Consider the following 26,537-nt stretch of genomic DNA (forward strand, 5'->3'; position numbering starts at 1 on the left):
CAATCGGAAAGATTCATTACCTTAGTTAGTTGGGTTGAGATGAAATTGATCGGGCCACACAACGCTGGCTGTCGGCAGTGTCTCTATTCGACCGTGACGCTCTTCGCGAGGTTCCGCGGTTTGTCGATCGAGCGCTCCAGCCGGTTCGCGATCCAGTAGGACGCCAGCTGGAGCTGGACGTTCGCCAGGATCGGCGTCAGCGTCGGGTGGGAGGCGGGGACCTCCAGGACGTGATCGACCGAGTGGCGGACCCGCTCGGGAACGTCGGTGACCGCGATCACGGGCGCCCCTCGGGCCTGGACCTCCCTGACGTTGCCCAGGGTCTTCTCCAGGCGCGACCCCGCGGTCAGCAGCGCGAACACCGGCGTTTGCTCGGTCACCAACGCGAGCGGGCCGTGTTTGAGCTCGCCGGCGGCGAACCCCTCGGCGTGTTTGTACGTGATCTCTTTCATCTTCAGCGCGCCCTCGAGGGCGACCGGGGCGGTGTACTCCCGGCCGATGAAGAAGTAGGCGTCGGCGTCGACGTAGGCGTCGGCGATCGCCTGGGTCCGAGAGTCGTCCAGCACCCGCTGGATCTGGGCGGGCAGCTCGCGCAGCGCCTCGAGGAACGCGGGCTCGCGCTGGCCGACGAGCGCGCTGGTGACCATCGCCAGCGCGACCTGCTGGCTCGCGAACGTCTTCGTCGCCGCGACGCCGATCTCGGGGCCGGCCCGCACGTAACAGACGTGGTCGCACTCCCGGGCGGCCGAGCTCCCCACCGTGTTCGTCAGCGCCAACGTCACCGCGCCGGCGTCGTTCGCCTCCCGCAGGGCGCGCATCGTGTCCGCGGTTTCGCCGCTCTGGGTGACGCCGATCACCAGCGTCTCCGGGTCGACGGGAACGGTCGCGGCGCGGTACTCGCTGGCGAGAAACGCCTGGGCCGACACGCCACGTTCGCGCAGCAGCCGCGCCCCGTAGCGCGCGGCGTGATACGAGGTGCCACAGGCGACGAGCTGGACCCGCGTGGGCGCCTCGAGGGCGGCCAACGCCTCGAGGGAGAGCCGGCCCGCGTCGGCGTCGACCCGGCCCCGCAGACAGTTCCGGATCGCGCGGGGCTGTTCGTGGATCTCCTTTTTCATGTAGTGGTCGTAGCCGCCCTTGCCCGCGTCCTCGGGCTCCCAGTCGACCTCGTCGACCGTCGGCTCCACGACGGCCCCCGACGCGTCGGTGACGGTGACGCCGTCGGGCGTCAGCGTCGCGAACTCGCCGTCCTCGAGGTAGATGACGCGATCGGTGTACTCGATAAAGGCGGGCACGTCGCTCGCCAGGTAGGTGCCGGCGTCGCCGAGGCCGACGACCAGCGGTGACTCGTGGCGGGCGGCGTAAATGACGTCTGTGTCCTCGAACACCGCTGCAATGGCGTAACTGCCCTCGAGCCGGTCGACGACCTGGCGGAACGCTGTTTCACGGTCTTCACCAGCCGCGAGGCGTTCCTCGAGCAGGTGGGGGACGACCTCGGTGTCGGTCTCGCTGGTGAACGCGTGGCCGCGCGCGGCGAGCTCGTCGCGCAGCGTCTGGTAGTTCTCGATGATCCCGTTGTGGACGACCGCGACGCGGCCCTCACAGTCGGTGTGGGGGTGGGCGTTTTCGTCGGAGGGCCGCCCGTGGGTGCTCCAGCGGGTGTGACCCAGGCCGGCCGTCCCGTCGGGTTCCGCCGCGGGGAGGGCCGACTCGAGCGTCGCCACGTCGCCCTCGCGTTTGGTGACGGTTATCGGCTCCCCCGCGAGGGCGACGCCCGCCGAGTCGTACCCCCGGTACTCCAGCCCGTAGAGCCCGGTCAGCAGGATCTCACGCGTGTCCCCGTCCCCGGTGTAGCCGATGATCCCACACATCAGCTCTCCACCTGCCAATTAATTAGTTGTCCATTCGTGATAAGATGTAAGTTATAAATAGTCTGCACACTCGACATACTATTACTAACGGAGGTAATTCCGTTTATTTATTTCGGTTATTGCTAAGTGAAGAATCTCCGCCTGAGGACGGCCATGCGAGTGGTGCGAGGGGCTATCGCCCCCCGGCCACAGCGCACGACACTCGATCGGGTCCGGTCGTCCGAGTGCGCTGGCCTCGAGCATGGCTCCGACATCGGTATCAAGCGTCTGATAGCGTCCGGCGGCGCCACGAGTGGTCTCTTCAGACCTACATTCTGGTTTATAGATAAGACCATCCCGAGATTCGAGCGCGTAGCAGTTGATACGGGCTAGCCGGTGAGAGCTCGTCCGTTCGACCGACAACTAACCGATAGTAGTTGTATATTTGCTAGACAAGTTTCAATAGTGATCGGCCGAAGTATCACGATAGATGCGATGGGTCCTCGCTTGGCTCTCCTCGAGGTTGGACGGCTCGCAAACCGATGGAACGGCCGATCAAGAGCTACCACGGCAGACAGAGCTGGTCGAGGGGATCATCCGCGAACAGCTCGAGTTTACCCGGATCGATGAACAGCCCTACACTTATCCGACCGAGGCGGTCGCCGAGATAAAGCAACTCAAGCGCGAAAGACGCCACGACGAGGTCGAGGAGCTTCTCCTGTGGTGTATCGATTTCGTGGAAGCAGAAGCGGACGACAAGGGGTACGACGAGCCGCCACACGTGTACTATCGCCATCTGGCGATCGTCTATCGGAAGGAGTGCCGATACGAGGACGAGGTCGAACTGCTCGAGCGATATCTGCGGATCTGTGAGACCCTCGGCGGCGAGCCATCGACGGTCATGCGTGACCGACTCGAGCGCGCCCGCGAACTGGCCGACAACTAGACCAGTCCTCAAACGGGAGCGGTCGGTAGGCCGTAGTAGGTGTCAATCGGCCATCGGGACTGCGATGCTACCGACGGGACCCACCGACACTGCGACTGTACGCGGCAGAACCGAGTTCGTTCTTTCGATCCGAGAGAGAATAGATGGCGAGTTGAGAAGCCTGGATGGGACTCTTCGACGCAGCTACCGAACGGAGTCGAGCGAAACCACTGTGAGCCCGGCTTAGGGACCACGGTAGGTGTCGATACCGGAATCGCCGTGTGGATCCGTGGGAGGACACTCGAGTCTTACCTCGGTGACGACCTCCCGTGTAATGACCTGCCAGGTCCCGTTTCGGCGACTCTTCTCGGTGCGAAGCCATGTGCCTCCCTTTTGAGGCTCGAAAACATACCGCAGACGGCAGGCGTCCTCGGGAGCCCACTCGATTATAATTGTCTCTCTCATTCTACTTTCCTCTTCTATTGAATAGGGAGTTCTCACTACAGTTATTATTTTTGGTATTATCTTCTATAGAATTGGGATCCGCGTCGTTAATTCTGTTACACTATATATGAAACCATCGGGGCAAAAGGGTAAAAGAAGTAGTGAAAAACACGAGCCCGTGCTTAGGATCGGTTCTCGCCGCCGGTGCAGTCCGTTTCCTCGGCAGTGGGCCCGCCGTCGTCCTCGGCTGTCGACTGCTGCTCGACAGTGTCGGACGCCGCTGGGGGCGAGCTATCGACTCTGGCGTCCTCGGAGTCGGCACCGCTCCCGCGGAGGTACGGAAAGCCCATCCAGAGCACGCCCAGGACCATGATCGCGACACCCAGTGCTGCGAGTCGCGGTTGCTCGATCATGGCATCGGACCGGGCCAACGACGGGTGCAGTCGAGACCGCACAGAGGACGCGTCGGAACTGAGAGCACGCTGTAGCGCCACTATCACCGAAGCGACATATAGCAGTTACTATCCAAGAACGCCCGGACGGTTCCCCACTTCCATCCCTACCGGCCCACCGCCGGCTGAGGGCATGAGACGGGCGGGTGACGTCCTCTCAGGACTGAAGTCGTGGGCTTCCGCGATATTCGTGTCACGACTCCGTCCCCGCATTCGGGGCGCGGGCGGTCGCCGTCACATCGTTTCAGTAGATGTTTTGGGCTGTAAACACTACCGCGGCCAATGAGCGACAGCGGCCAGGCGATCGCCGAAGAGACGGTCTCCTCCCTGCCGGTCGTCACGACCGAGGAACAGCTCCTCGCGCTGACGGTCGCGGTTCTCCTCGGGACGGTGCTCCTGCTGGCGGTGTTCCCGCGTGGCATCCAGCGACTGCAGACGACACTCGAGGACGCAACCGAACGCGACTGGGGCGAGACGCTCGAGCGGTATCTCCCGGTTGGCCGCCTCGCCCACGCGATCGTGCGGCTCGGCCAGCTGGGCGTCGTGGTCGGTGGTATCGTCGGCGTCCTCCACCTCTGGGGGTACGAATCGCCCGTCTGGTATACGATCGAGATCCTCACCGCCATGTGGCCGTCGCTCTCGCGGATGGTGGCAAGCGGGGTCGTTCTGCTTGCGGCGTATCTCGGTGGGTTGGCGGTCGCGTCGTGGATGGACTCGCTGTCGGCGAACGCCCCCGGGATCGACCGCCACGACCGGGAGATCATCACGCGGGTGTTACAGCTCACGCTGCTGATCACGGCGGTGCTGTTCGTTCTGACCCTCTGGAACTTCGATATCTCGGGGCTGCTCGTCGGTGCGGGCGTCATCGGGGTGGTTCTCGGCTTCGCCGCACAGGAGACGCTCGGCTCGGTCATCGCGGGGTTTATCCTGATGTTCTCGCGTCCGTTCGAGATCGGCGACTGGATCGTCGTCGGCGACGACCGGGGGATCGTTACCGATATCACGATCGTCCACACCCGGATCCGCGGTCCGAACGGCGAACACGTCATCATCCCGAACGAGGTGATCGGGAGCCGGACGATCCGCAACCGCAGCAATGAAAGCCGGCTCCGGTTTGCCGTCGATGTGGGCGTCGACTACGAGACCGACCTCGAGACCGCCCGCGAGGTCGCCCAGGAGGCGGTCGAATCGCTCGAGATCGTCGAAGAGACCCCGTTCCCGTCGGTCCGCATCGAGGAGTTAGCCGACTCGTCGGTCGTGCTCCGGATCCGGTTCTGGATCGCCAAACCCAACACGGAGAAGATGTGGAAGGCAGAGGACGAGGTCCTCGGGGCGGCAAAAACGGCACTCGAGGACGCCGGCGTCAACATCCCATACCCCCATCTCCGCTCGGTCACGGAGGCGAAACCGACGCGGGAGCCACGGAGCATCTCACAGTCCAACCAGGACTGACCGCGGGACGACGCCGACACGAGACGGAGTCACCCACGACACCGGCCGGCCGGGCGGCCAGCCCCGACGAGCGGGCCGACACACCCGATCCATCGACCGCGTCGGACCCCCGTGTGGGCACGGAGACGGCTCGCTGGCGCCGGGGACACGGCCCCGGCCGGGGGTCACGCCGCTTCGCCACCGGCCTCGAGACCCCCACCCTGAGCCGCGTTCGGACGCCGGCCCGTCACTGGAGCCCGCGATCCAGCGCCTCGAGCGCCTCCGCGAGCGTCACGATCGCGAGGTCGTGCTCGAGGGCGGTCTCGATGGTGTAGCGAATCCGGTCGGCGGTGAGGGTCTCGAACTGCGAGTGGCCGCCGACGATCGCGAGGACGGCCTCGTCGGCGGCGGTTTCCATGAACGCGTCGAGCTCGGCCTCGGTCGCCTTATCGGTCTCGATATACCGCCGTTGCATCGTCGTCGGGTCGAGCTCCGCGAGCGCGTTGTGCCCGCCCCCGTACCGGTGGTTCGCGACCGCGTCGTACTGTTCCCGCACGACGTCTTCGACGACGCCGTGATACCGGGTATAGGGGTAGACGAAGCCGGTCACGTCGAGCCCCCACGCCTCGAGCTGTGCGTCCGTCCGTTCGAGCACCGTTTGCATGAACTCGGCCGGATGTCTGACGGTCCCCGCGTCGCTGATCGGGCCATCCAGCGGCTCGGCGAGTTCGATATACTGACCCGCCGCGTCGCTGTCGGCCCCGGCGACGGTCGTCGGTACCTCGCGGTCCTCGTCGGAGACGACCAGCGGATCGCCCTCGAAGTCGCCGTGGCGGTTCCAGTCGACGGCGAGCCGCTCGTCACCGTCGGCGGCGGCCGCCGTAAGGGGGATCTCGCCGAGCACGCGGTGGTCGGCCGTATGGGAGAGGACACCCCACCCCGCCGCGGCCAGTTCGGTCAGCTGTGCCGGGCTCAGGTGCGCGGCCGACGTCTCCATGAGCCCCGGACAGGCTGCGATACAGCCCGGGACGTCGTACTCCTGGTGGATCCGGTAGGTGAGCGTGTAGTCCTCGACCGGGCTGTCGTCGTACGTGAACACGAGCAACCCCGCGGCGTCGGCGACGCGTGACTCGAGTGACGGCTCGGTTTCGGTCGCCCCACCGGCATGGCTCTGTTCGGCGGACCGGTCCTGTCGTGACGCCGGCTCGGTGTCCCGGTCGGTGGTGGACTCGCGGCGGGTCACCCCAGCCACGCCGGCACCACCGACGCCGGCGGCAGCGACCCCCGTCACCGCAAGAAATTTCCGACGGTTCATTGTACCGAATGTAGTTAATCATATTAAAAATTGTTTCGGTCAATACCAAATACTAATATCTTATATATAGTTATGATGGTAAGGAAACACACTTCGTCGGACGATCGGCCGGCGGCGGGACGACCCGGCGCGGGTGGTCGGGATTAGTGGCCGGCCCGGCGCATCGCCCAGAGGTCGTCGAAGTCGATGGTCTCGACGCCGTCGGTCTCGGCGATGTACTGGATCAGCTCCTCGTAGTCGTCGGCGTCCATCGTGTTGTCCTGCTCGAAGGCATGGAAGTTCAGGATCGTACACTGGCGGTGGGCGGCGGCGGCGTCGACACACTGCCTGGCGATCTCGAGATCGTGGCCGATCGTCCGGGGCAGGACGAGCGGATCGTAGCCGTGGACGCCGGTGAGGTTGACGTTGCCGGCCTGGTTGAACCCGCCGGCGTAGTAGTAGTCCGACACCAACTCGAGGACCTCCCGGTCGAAGTCGTTGTGCGGGAACACGAGATAGTGGCCGCCCTGGAACTCGTTCTGGACCGCCCAGTTCTTGTCGACCTCGATCGAGTCCCGCAGGTCGTCCGGCTCGAGGTCGGTAAACTCGGTGTGAGTGCCGTGGGCGACGATCTGATCGCCGGCCTCCTGGCGCTCGTTGAGCTGGTCGGTCGTCATAATGCCGTCGCGCTGGTCGCGGGTCCACTGGCGGATGGCCGCCTGGACCGCGGTGACGTCGTACTCGTCGTGGATCGGTCCCGCCGGCTCGTAGAAGTCCTCGAACCCGTCGTCCCAACAGAGGACGACATACCCCTGGTCGGGCTTTTCGTGGGTGCGGATGTCGTCGACCCAGACCTCGGCCTCGTCGCCGGTGTTGTGGAGCACGACACGGAGTTCGTCGATCGCGTCTAGTTCGACGGGGGTCGTACTCTCCTCGAAGAAGCCGGGACAGGTCCGGAACCAGCCGGGCTCGTCGCTGCCGTAGGAGACCGACTGCAGCATGTAGGTCGCATACCCGCCGTAGATATCACGGAGCTGGAGCTCGAGGGCGATGTTCGCCGGCGTCGTCGTCCGGACCGCCATCGAGACGTCCCGGTCGCTCAGATCCGTCGCTTCGAACGCCGTCGCCACGACGGCGTTCCCCTCGTCCTCGGCGGTCAGTCGCAGACTCTGGCTCCCGTCGAAGACGACGTCCGTCTCGGCTTCCCCCGCCCCCTCTAACAGCTCCCACTCCTCGAGACTCTCGAAGTCGACGAACCCCTCGCCGGGCTGGCGGTACTCCTCGCGGCTGTTGTACGCCGTCTCGACGGTGAGTTCGGGCGAGTCGACGTCGTCCGCCGCCGCCTCGGTATCGTCACTCCCGCCGTCGGTCTCGTTCGTTGCCCCGTCGTCCTCGCCGTTCGGAGAGTCCGAACCGATCTGATCCGCACACCCAGCCAGAGCAATCCCCATCGCCGTACCGGACGCTGCCAGAAACTGTCGTCGGAACCGTGAACGTTCCACCATTAGATAGGTGTTTGCAGAACAATTATTTTACTATTTTGGATTAAGAATGAAGACAACGACCGGACCGAACCACCACCGGACTGGGACTGACGGTCCTCACACGGCCGGTCACACTCCACGGAACCGACATCCGGGTCGGGCCGGTCCACGGTGGACGCGTCGAGCGGGGGTGGCGTCCGAAAGCGAGGGGGGCTAACACCACCCCTCACGTTTGGAACGACCTGACAGGGTAGCCAGGGATGGGTGACCGCACGCGGGCACCCGGTCCCCGACGGTGAAGCAGTTTAGGTCTCTGATACTAATAATCTTCTATAGAGTTAATATTAATATTTGGACCGGCCGGCCGATTCCGACCCCCGTTCGGCGGTGTTCCCGTCGTGGCCCTCGGCGGTTCGATTGCCCCTCTCCGTGGTGAACCGAACACCACGTGTCCCGCCGGGACCACCCCGTCACCAGGAAGACACCCGCGGAGGCGCGTCGCCCGGGCGAGAACCCAACTCGGCCGGGAGTGTCGCAGATTCGGTGTGTTCTCGTTCCTTCATTTTGTACCCATGAGAGCTAAAGAAAGACTCATGTGTGTTGGAGGTAACTGATAGTACCGATGGCAACAACGGAGGACTCGATCGACGGACTCACAGAGGACTGTCCACAGTGTGGTCGAGAGACGCTTCACAGCGTCTCCATCCAGCTCCGGACCGAGAGCGAGACCGGGCAGAACACGGCGTGTTCCCGGGAGCCGTATCGCGTCAGCGAGTGCCAGGTGTGTCACACGCGGGAGAGCCAGCGGATGAACAACGCCTAACCGGCCCACTGTCCGCGCCCGCGGTTCGTGACGGGACGGAGGCCCGGTCCCCACCAGTTCATGGCCCCGGGAGCGGGCTACTGGAGCGTTGCGAGTGTTCCGAGCACGCGGGGCCAGTGGGCGTGTGCGGCCTCGGCGTTGCCAGCGAGCGTGCCGCCGGCCGTCTCCCCCGCCGTCCCCCGGAGGGGGAGATACGGCTGGGGGAGCCGGTGGCCGGCGTCGGCATACCGCAGGTGGTCGAACGAGGGATGCCCACGCGTCGCGAGGCGCTCCCGGGCGTGGGCGTGCAGGCGGGCGCTTGGCCAGACGGCGTCGTCCTCGCCCGAGACGAGCAACACCGGTCCATCGATCCGCTCGACGGGGATCGTTGCGGCCGTGAGTTCGCGCGCTCCCGCAGCCGCGATGGCTGCGGTGTAGCGCTCGTGGCGGTCCTGACCAGCCTCGGTCGCGACCGCAAGCGGCGCACGCGGGTCGTCGTCGAGCGCCCAGGCGACGGTCCCCGCCGGGGAGCCACGCACCGCCCCACCCTCCCAGAGGATCCCGCTCCCCCCGACCGAGACGACCGGCCCGACCTCGTCGGACAGACTCCCGACGAGCAGCCCGAGCTCACCACCCCGGCCGACCCCCCAGACCCCGATCCGATCGCCGGCGACCCGCTCGTGGTCGCCCAGCCAGTCGATCGCGGCCGTGACGTACGCCACCGGAACCTCGACGACCGACGCCGGCAGCCCCGGGCCGTCGACGTACTCGAGTGCGAACGCCGTAAACCCGTGGTGGGCCAACAGCGCGGCGACGTGGTCCTGGGGTGTGCCGTCCGCGCCGTGGAGGACGAGCACGCCCGGCCCGGCTCCGCCGCTCGGCGGTTCGAAAACCCGACCGACGAGATCGCCAGGCGGCTCGGTGACGCGGGTGAACGGATGCCACCGCGAGAGGGTCAGTGCACCGAGCGTCCGGTCGTCGGCCACGACGCGGTACGTGAGACTGGTCTCGGGGGGCCACCGCTCGGGGTCGGCAACCGCTCCGGTGTACGCCGCCCACGGGGCGTCGGCGAACTGGATCAGGGCCCCCGTCGTCGGAACGTCGAGCCCCGCTGGAACGTCGCCGCCGACGAGAGGGGCGTCGTTCAGCGACAGCGTCTCCGTCTCGGTTGCAACGGTGACGGCGGCGCCGAACGTCTCGCCGGTCGTGCACTCGCCCTCGAGGACGACCTCGAGCTCCGCTCCCGCGGGGACGCCACGGGCCGTCAGCTCGACCGGCTCGTCGACGCGGACCGTCGCCGAGTGGGTGACCGACGACGGCTCGTCGGCGGGCAGCGTCCCCCCGGCGAGCCCAACGCTGGCCGTCCCGCCCAGCAACGCCAGCAGCTGGCGCCGCGAGCGGACACGCCGCGATCCCCTGTCGGTCGTCGGGAGGCCGTCGGTGAACATCGAGTCACGGAGTCCTCGTCGCTTCGTTCGCCAACTCAGACGGCGGCGGTATAAGAGCTTGTTGAACGCCCGTCATACTCGAAAAGAGACAGTATCCGCCGGGGCCGGCTCAGTCGCCGAACAGCAGGTAGCCAACCGAGAGAGTAACCAGCACCGAGCCCAGCGACCAGTGAAACATCGTATAGGATTCGAACAGCTGGTGGATCGCCCAGCCGGTCACGAACGCGAGCATCGCGGCGTCGAGCTCGCCGGTGTCGGCCAGTCCGGCGACGAGGCTGCCGCCGAGGAGAGCCAGATAGGCGAACCCGCCGACGAGTCCGGTCTGGATCGCGACCGACAGATAGGCGTTGTGGGGCGACGGCGCCGTCTCGGCCGCGAGGTAGGGCTCGATCACGACGCTGGCCGGCCCGCCGCCGTGACCGACCAGCAACGGCCCGTCGCGGATCGCCTGCAGACTTGCCGACCAGAGCGTAAACCGGTTCGCCGAGGAGATCTCGACGAGGCCAACGGCCATCCCCGCAAGCACACCGACCACGCCGAGCACGCTCGAGGCGAGCACGAGCGCGCCGAGACGACGGCCACCGAGGACACACCCCGCATAGACGACGACGGCGACCGCCGCTGCAAGCATCGCGGCCCGGGCGTTCGAGAGCACGACCCCCAACCCACAGAGGCTGCCGACCACGACCGCCAGCCCCACCCCGAGGGGACGCCGGGCAACGAGGGACCGGTGCAACTCGACGACCGCCGCGACGAACCCGGCAAACGACAGCAGCCCGAAGCCGTTCGGGTTCGGGAACACCGACTGGAGCGTCGTGTCGACGCCGGGAACCGGCGGCGAACTCGACCACTGGCGAACCTCGAAGATCCAGACGGCGTACTCTCCGACACCGTAGGTGGCTACCCCGAGAAGGACGACGAGCGACCCCAGACAGGACAGCAGCCGGAAGAACACCCGCTCGGGGACGAGCCGTGGGACGACCAGCAGATTCGTCCCCATGATGACCATCGCCCAGATCGGCCAGCGAGACTGTGAGCTCGAGGGATCGAACGCGAGCGTGTGGCCGAGATAGAGCGCCGCAAGCGCCATGAAACAGCCGACAGCGCCCCACTGGACCGGCGTATACCGTCCGGGGGCGGTGACGACCACCAGGAACGACAGCCACAGCACGAAAACGACGGTGAGCGCAAGCGGCCGGCTCGGTCCGAGGCCGAGCCCGGGTGAGCTGCTCTGGTAGACGACGGCGATCACGGCCAGGGCGACGCCAAGCACCGACAGGAGGGCCGCCTGGCGGTGCTCGGAGCCCCGGTAGCGGTCGAGCGCCAGCCGAGCGCCAAGCACCGCCGCCAGCAGGACGGCGACCGTCGCGAGCTGCCACGCGAACACCAGATCGGTCGCGTACGCCACAATCACGAGCAACAGATACAGCCCGAACAACCCGTAGGTCGCGCCGGCCGCGAGTCGGCCCACGCTCCAGTGGCGTCCCTGCGACGTCCCTCGCTTTTGCGTGAGAGTTCCCATAAGTGTACTGATCAGAAGTCCTGGGTAAAGATTTCCCTTGTCGCTGCACGCACGATCGGGGTCACACCCCTCAGGGACAGGGCGGTAGTGTCGGCGGGACCCACCCTCACAGCGCTGGTTGCCGAAACGGCCACGGCCCGGCCCGGACTCGCGTCGGTAGCGGCGGGCGGTCCTACTGGGAGCGCTCGCCGCGCGGGCAAAGCGCCGTCAGCCCCTCCTCGCGGTCGACGTAAACCGTGTCCTCGGTGACGAGACACGCCTCGTTGAACCCGTCGCTCCACTGGGTCTCGTCGAAGGTAAAACACCACTCCTCATGGCCGTCATCGAGACGGTAACCGACGATCTCGTCGGGGTTCGCCGAGCCGGGAGCGCTGTGGGCGACGACGACCGTGTCGTCGATGATCGCCGGCGGGCCGTACGCGTGCGAGCCGTTCTTACACCACTCCGAGTCGGGGCCCGTCATCTTGAGCTCGTACCGGCCACGGGTGACGGTCCGGTCGCCGACGGCGGCGGTCGTCAGCGCATCGGAGATGAACCGCTCGCGCTCTTTCGTGTCGTCGGCGAGACTCGTCACGCCCTCCTCGCCGTCGTTCTCGACAAACACCGCCTCGTCGGTCGCCGCAATCCCGTTCCCGAAGTCGCCGGCCCGGAGCTGCGCCGAGCGCTGGGTCGTGCCCGACAGCGGGTCGAACGCCACGACGGCGTCGGCATCGATCGAGTCCTCGCTCCGACGGCCGTCGAGCAGCCCGATCACCGAGCCCTCGACCGCAGCGACCGCGGTAGGCTGGGTACTGAACACGTAGCTAACCGCACCCGAATCGTCGGTCTGGTCCGGCGTAACACGGACGGTCTCACACGTCCACCGGAGCGAGCCATCGTCCGCTGCGAAGGCATAGAGCGTGCCGTCGACAGTGAGATAGACGGAGTCGAACGCAGCAACCGGAGCGGATGTGTCGGCCGCCTCTCCGAACCGCTTGCTCCACTGGACGCTCCCACTGGCGGCGTCGATCGCGGTGAGCTGGGAGCCGGCGACGAACACGGTTTCGTCGGCGACCGCCGGCGTACCTGCCGCCTCGATCCGCTCACAGGTCCACAGACACTCCCCGGTCGCCGAATCGAGCCCGTGGACGCCCGCTCCCGTCCGCAGATAGACCATCTCGCCGGCCGCGACTGCGTCTCCGGTTTCGCCGTACTGCCAGTCGATGAGATCCGGTTTCTCGAACCCGTCGGGCGCCGAGACAGAGCGGGTGTTTCCGGTGTTCCCGGCGTAGGACGACCATCCATCGGGTTTCTCGAGCGGCGGCGTCGTCTCTGTCGAGCGATCCCCGCTCCCGAGCGACGCAAGAAGCCCACCAGCCGAAAGCGTTGCACCTGTTGCCAGTACCGATCGACGTTGCCAGTCTGCCATCTCCTTTTTGACACCTACTGCTCACCTGTTTATCTAACAGTTATATAATAGTTGTGTCTGGTAAGTAGTTAAAACTGATTTCGAAAAAGGATCGGTATTTAGAACGGTTTGGAGTGGATGGAACCGGCCTGGCCGTGGGTGTTTCGAGCCCGATCCGCCCGCAGGGACGGCGTCGCTCCCGCGAGAGCCGTCCAGACGCCGGCGGTGATCCGACCACCAACGAACGACCCAGCGGGGTCCGGCGGACCGACGACCGGTGCCCGACTGATCGGCCGCCGTCCGCCGGTCCGAACGCCATCGGTGGTCCGGAGCCACGATCCGCCGGGCTCGGCGCAGCTGTGTGACGTAGTCGCTGACGCGCAACCGAGGCCTCGAATCGGACGTGAGACTACCGGTGAAGAGAGCGGCCGGAGGCAACCAGCTCGCGGGGGGTGAACGGATGTGCCAAGGGGGATCGGCACAGAGAGCCTCCAGCCATCAACGGGGTTTCTCGTAGAGCTATTAATAATTATCTCTTATTAGTTGGAGTCGATCAGAATCGTTCGAGGGTGGTCACCACAGACGAGGTTGGCAGTGTGCAACCGCTGAGTGCAGTAGCCGAGACCCCGGTCAGCAACAGTTCACAGCCCCGCCACGACCGTGAAACCGAGGTCCCGCCAGGTGGGCCCAGGCCACTACAATACGGGGTGCGGAAGAACGCTGGTCGCTGCAGATGTCCGTTCTACGCCGAGCCACCGGATAGAGTCGTTTATTCACTCGTATCCTTTCATTAGTTTAGAATTGCTCAAAGGACACTATCATATTGAAAACACGTGCTGAAAGCTGTGAGTTGGTGGCTAAAACTAGCACCTTTATGATAAGGGTGTGTCCACCACTATGGGAAGAGCAACCAATGAGTCGGAATCAGACCGTGTTTCGGGAAACAAGAGCACTACTGAGTGCTACCCGGTATTCGCTCTTGTCCGGTGAGTTCGTCTCGCAGGGTGCACAGGACAGGCGTTTGCTCGGAACTGCATACGCGCTCACAGTGGCGATACTCCCGATTGTGATTGCCTTCGATCTCTCTCGCTTCTGTGCCCGCACCACCGTTCGCAGACGGCCATCCACGGACGCCACGACTCGAACTGAAGGACGGTCGCAATAGCCAGGTCCTGTCGAGGTGAGCACCCCATCAACTGGCGGTCGTCCAGCAAGTAAGTGAGGGAGGTTCCGAGCGGCTTCGTCGGCCGCGACCCACGACGGCGTCCGCAGACCGCTTCGTGTCACGACACAATCCAGCGGTGGACGCGACCGCGGGTGGCCGTTCTCACTGCTGAATCCAGCACATCTGTAATTTGACTCTAATACCTAAGAAGAAAAATATATATCGGTCCACCAGAGAGGTATGATCGATCGATGGCTTCCCCAGGAGAGTTGCGGTTGATCGAGCGGCTGACCAGCACCGAGGTGTTCGAGCCGGAGATCGACGACGACGGCGCCGTGAGCTACACCGAGGCGGGCCAGTGTCTCGACGCGACCGACGGCGAGCCGGTGACCGTCCTCGAGCGCTTTACCGCCCGTGGCGTGCTGGCAGACGAGTTCATCACGAAGGTGTACGTCTGTCCGGACTGTACGACCGAGGGGCTCCAGTATACGACCGCCTGTCCGGCCTGCAAGGATCCCCACGCAGTCCAGACGACACTGGTCGAACACAGCTGCGGGCACACGGGACAGGAGTCGGCGTTCGAGACCGACGACGGCTACCGCTGTCCCGAGTGTGAGCAGGACCTCAAATCGGTTGATATCGAAAAGAAACACCGATACATCTGTAAGGCGTGTTCGGAGCGGTTCCAGACGCCCGCCAACCGGCTGCGGTGTCGGGAGTGTGCCACCCATCTCCCCCCGCTGGAGGCGACCGAGCGCGTGCTGTACCGCTACAGCCTCACCGATGCGGGGCGACAGTGGCTCGACCGACAGAAACGGGCCCGACAGACCGCCAAGGAAACCCTTGAGGAACGGCGGTTTACGACGGAAGTCGACACGACGGTGACGGATGGGGGAACGTCCCAACCGGTCCACGTGCTGGCCTGTGACGAGTTGATGGGCGAGCAACGGGTTGTAGCGATTCACGAGACGCCGACGATCGACGACGTCGACAGGTTCTGTGCGTTCGCAAACGAGTCGATCGATGCCCACCCGGTCGTGATTACGACGTCGGGGGCCGTCGAAACGGACGTCGCGACGCGGGCGGCAGAGACGGAGTTGACGGTGCTCGCGTTCGATGGGAACGGAGAGGGAACGCTCGAACCGGAGTACGAGACCGTCGAGACCGCACAGGCCCACGAGGCCGGTCTCTTCCAGCGCCTGAGTGCGGTACTCGAGATCCCCGGCCGCCAGTAGCTCACACGCCGCCCGACGCCTTCACCGCTGCACCGAGGAGACACGACACCACACACGGTCGCCGGTCGGTGAGAGCCGTGCTCCAGCCGAGATACGAGTGTGTGTGTGTGTTGTAGTCTCCAACCCTGCGCCGGATAAGCAGAGACGACAGCCGTTTACACATCCACCGCGGGTGGGACTGAAAGGGGCTGGCGGTGTCGGCGAAGCACGACGAAGTCCTCGCGAACGAAGTGAGCGAGGGCAAGCGAGACGTAGTCTCGCGCAGTAAGCACCGCAGCGAAGCGAGGAGCACAGCGAGGCGCGCGAGCCTACACCGCCAGGGGCTTTCGGAGTGTTCGAATAGACGAGCACTCCCTAGAGGACGTCTACGATCGCTCGAGATCGTCCGAACTGAGCTCGCCCTCGAGATACGCAATCCCGAAGTCGGTCACACGATAGTAGCCGCGCTTCGAGTCGGTTTTCTCGAGCAGCCCCGCCTCCGCGAGAACATTCATCCGTCGCGAGATCGTGTTCTGACTCCGATCCAACACACCGAGCTCCTCGACCAGATTGTACCAGACTGCGGTCGGCGGGAGCGAGATCCGGTGGCCCGTACTCGTCTCGAGTTCCTGTAGATACTCCAGGATCGCGTCGTCGGCCTCGTTCATCCACGAGACACGGGCTCGCATACTCCGGAGAACTGACGTCCGAAGATTAACTGCACCGACTCGAACCACACTCGAGATATACACTCCATCCCTGAGCCATACAATCCAGAACACTAAGTGGGTCGAAGCTAGACCCCGCTACAAGGGTAGCTACACGCGGACCAGACTCTCACGAACACGGATAGCGGATCGGTGCTGGTGACACCGAGTCCGCGAGAAGCTCCCGTATCCACGCTACGGAAGCATGAGTACAGACGATTCACGGGCTAATCAAACTCCCGACCGACAGGACGCATCGCACGACCACCCACCCCTCGAGGACGTCCTCGCCGAACTCCGCGAGCTCCGAGCCGAAAACCAGCAGCTCACGACGCGGCTCACGGAGCTCGAAACCAGAGTCGACGACCTCGAAACGGAACGCGACCGCCTCGCCGCCGAACTCGCGGACCACGACTCGAAGATCGACCGCCAGACCGTCGACGATCTCGAAACCAGAGTCGACGACCTCGAAACCACGACCGACGAGCTGACGGCCCTCACCGACGCCACCAGAAACCGAACTGGCGCCAACAAGGACAGAATCGAGGAGCTCCAGGCGCGCGAACTCGAAAAGGGCGCCCACCTCCGGGACACGAACGTCGACGTCCACGAACTCCCACTCCAAGACGACCACCTCGAGCGGTTCACCGGCTCGGACGGCCACACCTACTACCGACTCCCCAACACGGACGACCCCCTCGACCGCACCGAACCCACGCTCGCCCACGGCGACCTGCTCCCGATCCAGCAACTCGCCCGCCTGGACGAGGACATGCGCCGCTCGACCACCAACTCACTCCCGGCCCGACTGGCCACGAAGCTCTGGAAGGCCCGCACGGATCCGACCGTCGGCGACGATCCCTGGGAGACGGGCTGTAAGAACGTTGCCGAGTACGTCAACGCCAGCGACCTGAAACACTGGATCCGACGCCAGGAGGACGGCATCAGCGACAGCTACGCCAAAAAGTTAGTCTCGAGGACGATCGACGCCGTCCTCGAGCTCTCGAAAAACCGCCTCGCGGTCCACAGAACCTCCCAGCGCAAGAACGGTCTCTCCTACACCGAACGACGGCTCGTGGTGCCGACCGACGCCGACATTCCTGGACACGATACCGCGAGGACGTCCACAACTGACACTCCTGGAACGTCCACCACCGACACTGACTCCGCGAGGACGTCCACTACCGACACTCCCGGGACGACCACCGACACCACGAGGACGTCGACCACCGAGTCCTCGGAGACGACGGCCACCGACACTCCCGAAACGACACCCGACGGCTCCGACATCACTCCGGAGACAGCCGACAGTTCCGACACCACTCCGGAGACAGCCGACGTCCACGGTCAGGAGTAGATCCCACCCCAGCACCCACGCTCGAGCGAGCACACACCTGCTCTCACCGACCCACCATCGCGACACGGCCGCCGCGTTCGCAGGGACGAGTAGCTGTGGGTGCGTCCTCGATCGGTCGTCGTCGGTCACCGCTCGAGACCCACTCTGTAGTTCCGGCCGAGGACACCAGTTGTCACTGGATACCCTGCAACAGTCGATTCCGACGAACCGCAGTTCCGAAAGAGATCGCCAGCTACAGATCCAGGACTGCCTCTTCCATTCGGTGTGCCTCGTGTCGAACCTCGACGCCGTCCTCGAGCCGCACCCAGCTATCGCCACCACGCTCACTGTCGTCGAGCTCCGCGGTGGCAAACTCCTGCCAGCGACCCGCATCATGGACCTCCCGAACAGCCCGAAGAACCTGTCCACCCTCCAAGCGAGCCTCGAGGACGAGTACTCTCGCTCGAGATCGGCTGAACGAACCTCGCCCTCGCACACCAAGCACCGCCTCAGCAAACCGCTCGCAGGCGTGGGACTGCGTGGACAGCACGCGACGCTGCCCGCTCGAGGGTCGCCTCGCGGTGGAGATCGATCGTCTATCGCGCGTGCTGAGACAGGGTTCCCAGCTCGACCGACAGCAGGGTCGTCCAGCACGTGGAACTAGACGGCTCGGTCCGTCGAGTTTCGAGCGACGTGACCCGGTCCACGAAGCACCGACAGACCTACGGACGTGTGTGCACAATGTGTGCGTATGAGTTCGAGCACCCGCGTGCATTTCCGTGCGCCCGAACGCCTGATCGAACAGGCCGATGCGCTCGCGATCGCGGAGGGAAAGAATCGGACCGACGTGCTCGTCGAGGCGCTTCGTGAGTATCTTGCAAACGCGAGCGACGAAGAACGGGTCCAGCAGGCGATCGCAAACGCATACTACGAAGGGCAACTCGAGTTCGACCAGGTGAAAGCGATCGTTGGCGTCGAAGCCGCCCAGAACTTCCGGGTGCTCAAACGCCAGCTGACGGATGACAGCATTAGCAACGACCTCGCAGCCGCGCGTGACGAATGAGGCTCGTCGCGGACACGTCTGCGCTCGTAAGCCTGGCGAGTACCGCCGAGTCACGGCGGGTTACACTGCCGCTGCTTCTGGACGGCTACGACGTGGCCGTCCCCGAACAGGTGGTCGATGAACTCGAGCAACTCGCGGAGTACGATGATGAAGATGGCACAGCCGCACGGACGCTGCTCGATGCGCGAGACCGGCTGACGGTTCGGGCTGTCGACCTCGATCCCGACGTTCCGCTCGACGACGGGGAGAACGCGGCGGTACAGCTGGCTGACCGGCTCGAGGCGCCGTTTTTCTACTGTGACGAGTACAACCAACTCGCGCTCATCCACGCGTCGCTCGCCGACGCTCAACTCGTCACGACGCCCCGCCTGCTGAAGGCGTTCGTCGTCCACGAGGACCTGTCGAAAGCGACCGCAAAGGCAGTTCTCGAGGCGATCGCAGATCGCCGAAGCTGGGACGGCAACGCGTACGTCTATCAGGCAACCCGACTGTTCGACTGACTGCGTCGGCGAGGGCGACGCGTGTCGTCACGAGACGCGACACGGACCGCTGGATGCGTCGGCCGCGACGAGTTCGGACTCGGTGTCGCTGAGCGCAGGGGCCACCGTACCCGCCGCGAATTCATCGGAGACGACCTGCGGAGTAACGCTGTGAGACCACGTTCTCGGATCGCCTTGCACGCCCTGTACAATGGCTGCCGACCCCTGGATAGTTCCGCTCAGCTTGCGTTTCTCCTCTCCTCCGGCGAGAAGAAGACAGCCTCGTCGCTCATTGTGCCCTCGACGCGGCTGCCCAGCCGGAGATCGACCTCGAGCAACTCCCTGCTCATCAGCCAGACCGAGCGGTTGATCCCGCGGGCCAGCTTTCCCTCGTCTCCCACTACTCGGGGTCGTCCTCGAGAGCGGGGAGTCGATGCGGGTCTTGAGTCTCCAATGGTATCAAAAACCGCGCCCAAGCGGTCTGACGATCTCGTCGGACTGGAAAAATGTCAATTGATCGAGTGCAACGACAGCTCGGTCACGGACGCTCCGGGAGCGGCTCGGCTTCCTGCCAGTACGCCGTAAACTCGTCCGTCAACTCGTCGACGAGGACGTCCTCGGTGACGTGGATCGTCCCGAGGGGTCGTGAGCGGGCGAACGGATCGGTCACGTACAGGTACAGGTCGCGCCCGTCGATCAGATCGAAGTTTGCCGTGACGGACGGATGGAGCCGCGTTTCGACCGACTGGCCGGTGGCGCGCAACGATTGCAGTAGCTGGTCTCCCCCGTTGGACACCTGCTCGGATAAAAGAATGCGAACGCGAATCGAGCCGTTCGCTACCGACTCCAGCCAGCGTTCGAGGGGTTCGAGAACGGCGAGAAACTGGTGGACGATGACCGAATCGCCGACGATCAACACCTCGTCGGTGGCGTCCGAAAAGCGCTCGATTTGCGCGGTGACGAACTCGATTTCGGAGTCGTGTGACCTGGTCTCCCAGAACCGTCCGTCCGTCGGTGGCTGACTGCCGAGCTGTGACCGAAGCTCCGCTGCGACGTTCTCGTAGCGAGTTCGTTCGGCCTCGAGGTCCCGTTTCCGGTCACGGAGCAGCCGATCGATCGCCATCTCGGCGTCGATCGGCGAGTAGACTCGCGGATGGCTTTCCGGATTGCAGTGGACGAGATCGCGCGATTCGAGCCCGTTGAGCACGTCGTAGATCCGTCCCATCGGGACGTCGCTTTCCGCGGACAGCTCTTCGGCAGTCGCTGTTCTCTCGGTGAGCAGCGCTCGATAGACCCGTTCCTCGTAGCTCGACAGCCCGAGATCCCGAAACGACACCATACTGAACGAACGGGAGCGAGCCAAATAAATGACGGCACCGTTTCACCCGCTGTCTCGTAGGAACACAACAGCGGAGACTCTAACCCGGCAGAGCAGATTCCTCCCGGCCAGATACCAAACACACCAAGCTATATTCGTATATAAACATACACAAAGTTGTAGTATATTTGATGGTTGTCATATGCGCCGCGAGCGTATCGGTCGATATGATCCGAGAACAGCTCACCGAACTCTGGCGTCGGTTCGGCACGACACACCCGTTACCGTGGGGGCTCGCGATCGGAATCGGCGTCCTCGTCGCGCTTGCTGTTACAAGCGCTGACCCGTTCGCTGCGCTCGACTCCGAGACCGTACGCGAGCTCGTTCGTCACGCCGACGGGAGCGTCCAGTACGTCCTGATCTTCCTCCTGGCAGCGGTGCCGATACTCGAAATCCTCGTCGTGGTTCCGGTTGGAATCGGACTCGGGCTGGATCCGCTCGCAGTAGCGGTATTCGCCTTTTTCGGGAACGTGTTGCCGATCTACGGGATTATCGTGCTCTACGAACGGCTGCAAACGTGGTGGGAAGGCCGGACTGACTCGAGCGGGACTCCCTCGAAGCGAAGGGCACTGGCGTTGTGGAATCGCTACGGACTGCCCGGGCTTGCGCTCGTCTCGCCGGTCGCGACCGGCGTCCATCTGGCTGCGGCTATCGCTCTCGCCGTCGGATCGCGGAAACGCTCCGTCGCAGTGTGGATGACTGCGTCCATCGCGCTGTGGACGATCCTGTTCACGGCGGGTACATACTACGGAATCGGGTATCTCACGGGACTCTGATTTTCACACGCCACCGCTCCCGAAAAGCGACGTGCCAGCCTGCAGCCGACAGTGCAACTGTCGCTTTGCCAACTACGTTACCTGTGATCGGGCCCTGGAGGGAGCGTAACCGAGAACGTCGATCCCTCGCCGGGTTCGGAGTCGACCCAGATCTCGCCGTCGTGGCGCTCGATGATTTGCCGACAGAGCGCTAATCCGATCCCCGTTCCCTCGGACTCGTCGCGGCTATGGAGGCGCTGGAACACCCCGAAGACGGAGTCGGCCTCGTCGGGATCGATGCCGATCCCCTCGTCGTGAACCGAAACGCGCCACATCGACCCGTCCCGCTCCGCCGAGACGGCAATCCGTGGTGGTTCGTCGCCGCTGTACTCGATCGCGTTCGTCACCAGGTTCTGGAACACCTGCCGGAGCTGTTCCCTGTCACCGCGAACCCGCGGGAGGGAGGCCGACTCGATCCGTGCGTCGGAGCTCTCGATCCGGATCTGGAGGTCGGTACACACCTCGTCGAACACTGCGTCTAACTCGACGGGTTCGAACGGATCGCCTTGCGTTTCGACGCGGGCGTACGCGAGCAGCCCGTCGATCATCTCGCGCATCCGCTCGGCGCCGTCGACCGCGTACGCGATGAACTCGCCGGCGTCCTCGTCGAGCTCGTCGCCGTAGCGCCGCTCGAGCAACTGGAGGTAGCTCGTGACCATCCGCAGGGGCTCCTGGAGGTCGTGGCTGGCGGCGTACGCGAACTGCTCCAGCCGTTCGTTCGACTCCTCGAGTTTCCGTTTGTACTCGTTTCGCTCGGTGATGTCGACTGCGACGAGCATCCCCGCGAACACGTCGCCGTCGTCGTCTCTGACGGGAACGATGTGTACGTTCCAGGTGCGATCGAGAAACGAGACGTCCGTCTCGGTCGACTCCCCCTCGAAGACGGCTCGGAACGCCGGTTCGAGGTCGGCAACGAGCTCGTCGGGGTAGAGGTCGTGGATCGTCGTCCCCTCGAGTTCGTCGACGGGCAGGTCGATCTCCTCGAGGACTCGCCCGTCGGCGAACGTATACCGAAGCTCGTCGGTGAACATCGTGATCGCCCCGTTCGGGAAGCTCTCGACCAGCGTCCGGTAGCGCTGCTCGCTCTTTTCGAGCCTGCGCTGGTACGTCTTTCGCTCGGTGACGTCCCGGAGCACGCCGATCCGCTGCCCACTACCGTTTTCGTCCAGAATGACGAATCGGTTCTCGACTGCCCGGGTTTCGCCCGGGCCGGCGTTGATCGTCTCCTCGAACGTCGGGGGGACGTCCTCGGACCGCCCGCTCCACTGTTCGGACTCGATCGACGCGAACTTCTCGCCGAACACCGTCGTGGCATGTTGGCCCCGCAGCTCCGCTCGGGAAAACGGGGTGAGATCGGCGAACGAATCGTTGACGAGTTCGAACCGTCGCTCCTCGTCGAGGACGTAGATACCATCGTGGGCCGTTTCGACGGCCGTCTCGTATCGTTCGAGCTCCCGTTCTCGCTCGAACCGGTCGGTGATGTTCTCGATGGAGAACACGACGCTGTCGATCTTCCCGCGGTCGTCGTGGGTCGGCGCTCCGTTGACGGAGATCCAGACGCGCTCCCCGTCGGGGCGTAACACGCCGCTGACCTGATCGAACAGCGGGTCTCCGGACGCTACGATACGCGGAAAGGGCAACTCCTCCCGAGAAAGCGGTTCGCCGTCGACGTTAACCTCGTCCCACTCGGGACTGTCGAAACTGAGCTCGTTGATCCGTTCTTCGCTCCGACCGAAGATGTCCTCGGCGCGGTCGTTGGCGAACTGCATCTCGCCGTCGCTGTCGACGATCGTGATGCCGACCGGGCTCGTTTCGACGATCGTTTCGTACCGGGCCAACTCTCGCTCGCGTCGCTTCCGTCCGGTGATGTCTCGAGACAGGATGGACAGCCCCGATTCTGAGGGATAGATGACGTTCTGGAACCACCTGTCCGACGGTGGATAGGAGTCTTCGAAGATCACGGAGGTTTGTGTTTCGAGAGCCTCATACAGTGCGTTCTCGAACGTCTCCGTGAGATTCTGATCGCGAATATCCGCACCGATCGCGGTTTCATCCAGTCCCAGCAGGTCCGTTGCGTGATCGTTCAGATAGCGAAAGCGGAGTTCGTCGTCGAGGGCGCAGAAGCTGTCCGAGATTCGGTCGAAGACCTCGCCGAGGTCGCTATCTCCAGTCTCCCTTCCCCGCCCCGTCGTGGACGCGTCGCCGTTCGTGGATGGCTGCCACCACACCCGTCCGTTACCCCCGACCTTCTTGGTTTCGAGCCGGTCGTGATCGACGAGCCGTTCGAGGCGCTCGTAGGTACTCCGGCGGCCGAGGTCGAGTTGGTCGGCTACCTCGGTTGTCGTCATGGGTGCCCCTCCCGCGCCGAAGAGAGCAAGGGTCTCCCGAAGTGTGTCCGTCAGCTGTGAACTGGTCACTACCGCAGTTACTGAGGATACTGACCGATAAACCCTCCGCTGTTGGAGGCCGACTTCGTGCAAGATCTCCACAGTGACGTCCTCCGCAGAGCGGCTCTCGGTCTGTATCACAGTCACACCGTGTCTCTGACGGGATTCTCTGCCCCGCTCTAGTAGCTACTGGAAGCGACAGCGGTGAGTGTGTCCACGAAGTGACTGCGCCGCTCGGTTCGGTTTCGGGTGCCGGTCCGGATTTCGAACTCGCGCGACGGTCGTGACCGACGTGTATATGATCGAAGATGACCGCTGACGACCCACCCGAGGACGCCATCGGGAGCGATAGCAGACCGCTCACCCCGACGTCCTCGATACCGGTTCGGAAGACACCCTCCGCTGGAACGTCGGCGAGGACGGAGGGCTGTCCGTCGAAACCGGCCACTGGCACCGGCGAGGACGTCGAACCCATCGACGTCGGTGAGACGGACCCGTTACGGCCGAGGGCGAACGCCCGGAACAGCACTCGAGTGGGACGCCGTCCTCCGTGAACGCCATAGCGGTCGCCCGGAAAGACACCCCGGAAACGCCTCCAGAGACGGTGCGCAACTGCGTTCCTCCCACAGCGTTATCAAAACGGATCCTGAACTAGAGTGAGCCATGGCAACAACGAACACAGAAGTTGGCCAGTGGATTGACGATCACGAAACGGAGATGATCGAGTTCCTCGAGGAGTACATTCGGTACCGGTCGCCGACGGAGGAGGAAGCAGCGGTACAGCGGGAGTTCATCGAGCCGTTCTTCAGAGACGAGATGGCGTGGGATTCCGTCGACGTCGTGGACGTTTCGGAGGACGGGGACCGGCCCAACATCAACGCTCGGCTCATCGGTGACGGCGAAGGAGAGACGCTCCTGTTCAACGGCCACTCCGATGTCGTTGACGTCTCCGAGGCGGCCGAGGAGGCGTGGACGACCGATCCCTGGGATCCCGTGATCGAGGACGGGCGACTCTACGGTCGGGGAGCGAACGATATGAAGGGGCCAAACACGGCGATGATCTGGGCAGCGAACGCCGTCATGGAAGCCGACGTCGAACTCGGCGGCGACCTGCTGATGAGTATCGTCGTCGGCGAGGAGTTGGCCCAGCAGGAGTACGGCTCGATCGCCGCCACCGAGGCGTTTCTCGAGGACGGAATCGAGATCCCGATCTGTCTCAACACGGAGCCGACGAACAACGAAATTCATACGAAAAGCGCCGCGACGTTCGATTTCGAGATCACGATCCGGGGGAAAGACGTTCACACTTCACAGCGCAACCTCACTCAGTATCCACAGCGCCACGACATTCCGATCGGAGACGAGGTCGGCGTCGACGCCGGGCTGATCATGGCCGAGCTCCTGCAGGAGTTTGCCGAACTCGAACACCAGTGGAACATGCGCTACCGTGACGAAATCTACGGCGGTGGCGGGACGCCGGCGCCCGACAGCCAGGGTGTCGGGCCGATCGGAATCAACTGTACCGTCCTCGAGGCCGGCGACTACATCGCGTCCATCCCGGGGCAGGCGACGATCGAGGGCCACGTCTTCTACCCACCGTTCGTCGACGACGAGGAGCTCTGGGGCGAGATGCAGGACGTCGTAGACTCGCTGGCGGTCACTCACGACTGGCTGGCCGAACACCCACCGGAGATGCGATGGAAAACCGTCTTCGACTGGCCCGCCTTCGAGGTCCCGATCGAGCATCCGGCCTGCCAGACGCTGGGGGCGGTCGTCGAATCAGTAACCGAGCGCCAACCCGTCTACTCGGGATTCAAGGCCGTCGCCGACAACTCCTACATTCAACGCGAGTGTGGTGTCGACACGATCAGCTTCGGCCCCGGCGACCTCCTGATGGGCGCTCACGGTCCCGACGAGTATCTGCCACTCGAGCAGTTCGTGGCCGCAACGAAGGTGTATGCCGAGATGATCTGTGCGTGGTGTGGCGGCGACCGACACAACGAGTAGCCGACGGTCGATGCCGCCCGACTGCTGGGGCGGGTGTCGGCGCCTGTAGTCGCGCTGTCGGATGCACCGCTGGTCCCGAGCGACTCCAGGCGATCCGACGCTGCATGCCGACCCACCGCTCCGTTCTCACTTCGTTGCGCGAAAGAACAGCGCCGCGCCGTAGCGTTCGAACTGGACCGTCCGAAACCCCGTCTCCAGCAGGAGCTCGCGAAGCTCCTCGTGGTCGAACACGTGGGCGCCGATCGTCTCCGCCAGCCCGTACTGCGCGGCCGGCAGGGCCAGCAGCGAATCCGCGCTGAGCGTCGTGCCGGCAAACCGCCCGTCGGGGGCCAGCACGCGGTGGATCTCCGCGACGGTCGTCGGAATATCCGCGAACAGGTGCAGCGCCCAGCCACAGGCGACGCCCTCGAACGCGCCGTCCTCGAAGCGGAGGTCCTCGGCGTCCATTTGCGCAAGGACCACGTTGTGACGCCCGTCCCGCCGGGCGCGTCGTACCATCCCCATCGAGACGTCGATGCCCCAGACGGCGGCCGCGTCGGCGGCGAGCACGCGCGTCAATCGCCCGGTGCCACAGGCTACGTCGAGGACGTCGCCCCCGGTCACGTCCAGCGCGTCGACGATCCGCGCCCGGTCATCGATGGGTGCGTGTGGACCGCCGATCACGCGGTACACGACGGGAAACCACAGCGGCGTCTCGTAGATCGACGCCAGCGCGTCGAACACCGGCGGGACGGCCGACTGCTCGACGGAGACCGGAAAGCGCGCGATCCCGTCGACGACCGGCACCGTCTCCTCACAGGCCGGACAGTGAAGCGCCTCGGCCCGGACGGTCAGTGCTGCTTCGCAGGCGGGACAGGTGGGTGTCACGCCGGCCTGGGTCGGATCAACCATACCCGCTGGTACGGGAAACTGGTACTAAACACTCGACCCAGCTCCCGTGGGCAGCC

At 64.5% G+C, this 26,537-nt stretch carries 22 protein-coding genes; 9 read left to right on the forward strand and 13 right to left on the reverse strand.

What is annotated here, in order from left to right; translation table 11 throughout:
• Window positions 1-83 precede the first annotated feature (83 nt).
• Window positions 84-1,871, reverse strand: a complete 1,788-nt coding sequence (gene glmS / locus NATOC_RS14715) for a glutamine--fructose-6-phosphate transaminase (isomerizing) (protein ID WP_015322260.1) — start codon at window positions 1,869-1,871, stop codon at window positions 84-86.
• 469 nt (window positions 1,872-2,340) lie between these two features.
• Between glmS and NATOC_RS14720 the strand changes: the two genes are divergently transcribed.
• Window positions 2,341-2,796, forward strand: a complete 456-nt coding sequence (locus NATOC_RS14720; RefSeq protein WP_015322261.1) for a hypothetical protein — start codon at window positions 2,341-2,343, stop codon at window positions 2,794-2,796.
• A gap of 605 nt (window positions 2,797-3,401) precedes the next feature.
• Here the strand turns inward: NATOC_RS14720 and NATOC_RS14725 are convergent.
• The gene (locus NATOC_RS14725) at window positions 3,402-3,632 is read right to left on the reverse strand and encodes a hypothetical protein (protein ID WP_015322262.1); all 231 of its coding nucleotides are present in this window, start codon (window positions 3,630-3,632) and stop codon (window positions 3,402-3,404) included.
• Window positions 3,633-3,953: 321 nt separating this feature from the next.
• Here NATOC_RS14725 and NATOC_RS14730 point away from each other — a divergent pair, with 321 nt between their 5' ends.
• Window positions 3,954-5,123: a mechanosensitive ion channel family protein gene (locus NATOC_RS14730; RefSeq protein WP_015322263.1), complete on the forward strand. Its 1,170-nt coding sequence runs from the start codon at window positions 3,954-3,956 to the stop codon at window positions 5,121-5,123.
• A gap of 226 nt (window positions 5,124-5,349) precedes the next feature.
• Here NATOC_RS14730 and NATOC_RS14735 read toward each other — a convergent pair whose 3' ends face one another.
• Complete coding sequence (locus NATOC_RS14735; RefSeq protein ID WP_015322264.1) at window positions 5,350-6,417, reverse strand: polysaccharide deacetylase family protein; 1,068 nt, start codon at window positions 6,415-6,417, stop codon at window positions 5,350-5,352.
• 143 nt (window positions 6,418-6,560) lie between these two features.
• Window positions 6,561-7,901, reverse strand: coding sequence for a polysaccharide deacetylase family protein (locus tag NATOC_RS14740; protein ID WP_015322265.1), 1,341 nt, complete (start codon window positions 7,899-7,901; stop codon window positions 6,561-6,563).
• Window positions 7,902-8,502: 601 nt separating this feature from the next.
• Here NATOC_RS14740 and NATOC_RS14745 point away from each other — a divergent pair.
• A complete protein-coding gene (locus NATOC_RS14745; protein ID WP_015322266.1) occupies window positions 8,503-8,703 on the forward strand; it encodes a DUF7835 family putative zinc beta-ribbon protein in 201 nt (66 codons plus the stop codon).
• 77 nt (window positions 8,704-8,780) lie between these two features.
• On the opposite strand, the gene NATOC_RS14750 is transcribed toward NATOC_RS14745, so the two are convergent.
• From NATOC_RS14750 to NATOC_RS14760, 3 genes are all read right to left on the reverse strand, one after another.
• A complete protein-coding gene (locus NATOC_RS14750) occupies window positions 8,781-10,130 on the reverse strand; it encodes an acyl-CoA thioester hydrolase/BAAT C-terminal domain-containing protein (protein WP_015322267.1) in 1,350 nt (449 codons plus the stop codon).
• Window positions 10,131-10,239: 109 nt separating this feature from the next.
• The gene (locus tag NATOC_RS14755) at window positions 10,240-11,652 is read right to left on the reverse strand and encodes an O-antigen ligase family protein (protein WP_015322268.1); all 1,413 of its coding nucleotides are present in this window, start codon (window positions 11,650-11,652) and stop codon (window positions 10,240-10,242) included.
• Window positions 11,653-11,824: 172 nt separating this feature from the next.
• Window positions 11,825-13,060: an outer membrane protein assembly factor BamB family protein gene (locus tag NATOC_RS14760; protein ID WP_015322269.1), complete on the reverse strand. Its 1,236-nt coding sequence runs from the start codon at window positions 13,058-13,060 to the stop codon at window positions 11,825-11,827.
• Between the two features lie 1,395 nt (window positions 13,061-14,455).
• On the opposite strand from NATOC_RS14760, the gene NATOC_RS14765 reads away from it, so the two are divergent.
• A complete protein-coding gene (locus NATOC_RS14765) occupies window positions 14,456-15,439 on the forward strand; it encodes a TackOD1 domain-containing metal-binding protein (RefSeq protein ID WP_015322270.1) in 984 nt (327 codons plus the stop codon).
• Window positions 15,440-15,804: 365 nt separating this feature from the next.
• Here the strand turns inward: NATOC_RS14765 and NATOC_RS14770 are convergent, their stop codons facing one another.
• Window positions 15,805-16,107, reverse strand: coding sequence for a winged helix-turn-helix domain-containing protein (locus NATOC_RS14770; RefSeq protein WP_015322271.1), 303 nt, complete (start codon window positions 16,105-16,107; stop codon window positions 15,805-15,807).
• Window positions 16,108-16,330: 223 nt separating this feature from the next.
• Here NATOC_RS14770 and NATOC_RS14775 point away from each other — a divergent pair, with 223 nt between their 5' ends.
• A complete protein-coding gene (locus tag NATOC_RS14775) occupies window positions 16,331-17,482 on the forward strand; it encodes a coiled-coil domain-containing protein (protein WP_015322272.1) in 1,152 nt (383 codons plus the stop codon).
• Between the two features lie 232 nt (window positions 17,483-17,714).
• Here the strand turns inward: NATOC_RS14775 and NATOC_RS14780 are convergent, their stop codons facing one another.
• Window positions 17,715-17,897 (reverse strand): hypothetical protein, encoded by a 183-nt coding sequence (locus NATOC_RS14780; RefSeq protein ID WP_049888799.1) that lies wholly within the window; start codon window positions 17,895-17,897, stop codon window positions 17,715-17,717.
• A gap of 315 nt (window positions 17,898-18,212) precedes the next feature.
• Between NATOC_RS14780 and NATOC_RS14785 the strand changes: the two genes are divergently transcribed.
• Together NATOC_RS14785 and NATOC_RS14790 are read left to right on the forward strand one after the other, a co-directional pair.
• Entirely contained in the window at window positions 18,213-18,524 is a 312-nt protein-coding gene (locus tag NATOC_RS14785; protein WP_015322273.1) for a ribbon-helix-helix protein, CopG family, read from the forward strand.
• Entirely contained in the window at window positions 18,521-19,024 is a 504-nt protein-coding gene (locus NATOC_RS14790) for a hypothetical protein (protein ID WP_015322274.1), read from the forward strand. Before NATOC_RS14785 ends, NATOC_RS14790 begins: the two co-directional genes overlap by 4 nt.
• A gap of 218 nt (window positions 19,025-19,242) precedes the next feature.
• On the opposite strand, the gene NATOC_RS21985 is transcribed toward NATOC_RS14790, so the two are convergent.
• Together NATOC_RS21985 and NATOC_RS14795 are read right to left on the reverse strand one after the other, a co-directional pair.
• Window positions 19,243-19,404, reverse strand: a complete 162-nt coding sequence (locus tag NATOC_RS21985) for a hypothetical protein (RefSeq protein WP_015322275.1) — start codon at window positions 19,402-19,404, stop codon at window positions 19,243-19,245.
• A 137-nt stretch (window positions 19,405-19,541) separates the two neighbouring features.
• Window positions 19,542-20,342, reverse strand: a complete 801-nt coding sequence (locus NATOC_RS14795; RefSeq protein WP_015322276.1) for a TrmB family transcriptional regulator — start codon at window positions 20,340-20,342, stop codon at window positions 19,542-19,544.
• Window positions 20,343-20,548: 206 nt separating this feature from the next.
• Here NATOC_RS14795 and NATOC_RS14800 point away from each other — a divergent pair, with 206 nt between their 5' ends.
• A complete protein-coding gene (locus NATOC_RS14800; RefSeq protein WP_015322277.1) occupies window positions 20,549-21,157 on the forward strand; it encodes a small multi-drug export protein in 609 nt (202 codons plus the stop codon).
• A 77-nt stretch (window positions 21,158-21,234) separates the two neighbouring features.
• On the opposite strand, the gene NATOC_RS14805 is transcribed toward NATOC_RS14800, so the two are convergent.
• The gene (locus tag NATOC_RS14805; RefSeq protein ID WP_015322278.1) at window positions 21,235-23,544 is read right to left on the reverse strand and encodes a PAS domain-containing protein; all 2,310 of its coding nucleotides are present in this window, start codon (window positions 23,542-23,544) and stop codon (window positions 21,235-21,237) included.
• A gap of 702 nt (window positions 23,545-24,246) precedes the next feature.
• Here NATOC_RS14805 and NATOC_RS14810 point away from each other — a divergent pair.
• The gene (locus NATOC_RS14810; protein ID WP_015322279.1) at window positions 24,247-25,590 is read left to right on the forward strand and encodes a M20 family metallopeptidase; all 1,344 of its coding nucleotides are present in this window, start codon (window positions 24,247-24,249) and stop codon (window positions 25,588-25,590) included.
• A 126-nt stretch (window positions 25,591-25,716) separates the two neighbouring features.
• Here NATOC_RS14810 and NATOC_RS14815 read toward each other — a convergent pair whose 3' ends face one another.
• Window positions 25,717-26,481: a class I SAM-dependent methyltransferase gene (locus NATOC_RS14815; RefSeq protein ID WP_015322280.1), complete on the reverse strand. Its 765-nt coding sequence runs from the start codon at window positions 26,479-26,481 to the stop codon at window positions 25,717-25,719.
• Between the last annotated feature and the right edge of the window lie 56 nt (window positions 26,482-26,537).

The organism is Natronococcus occultus SP4, from assembly GCF_000328685.1.
Classification (GTDB): Archaea; Halobacteriota; Halobacteria; order Halobacteriales; family Natrialbaceae; genus Natronococcus; species Natronococcus occultus.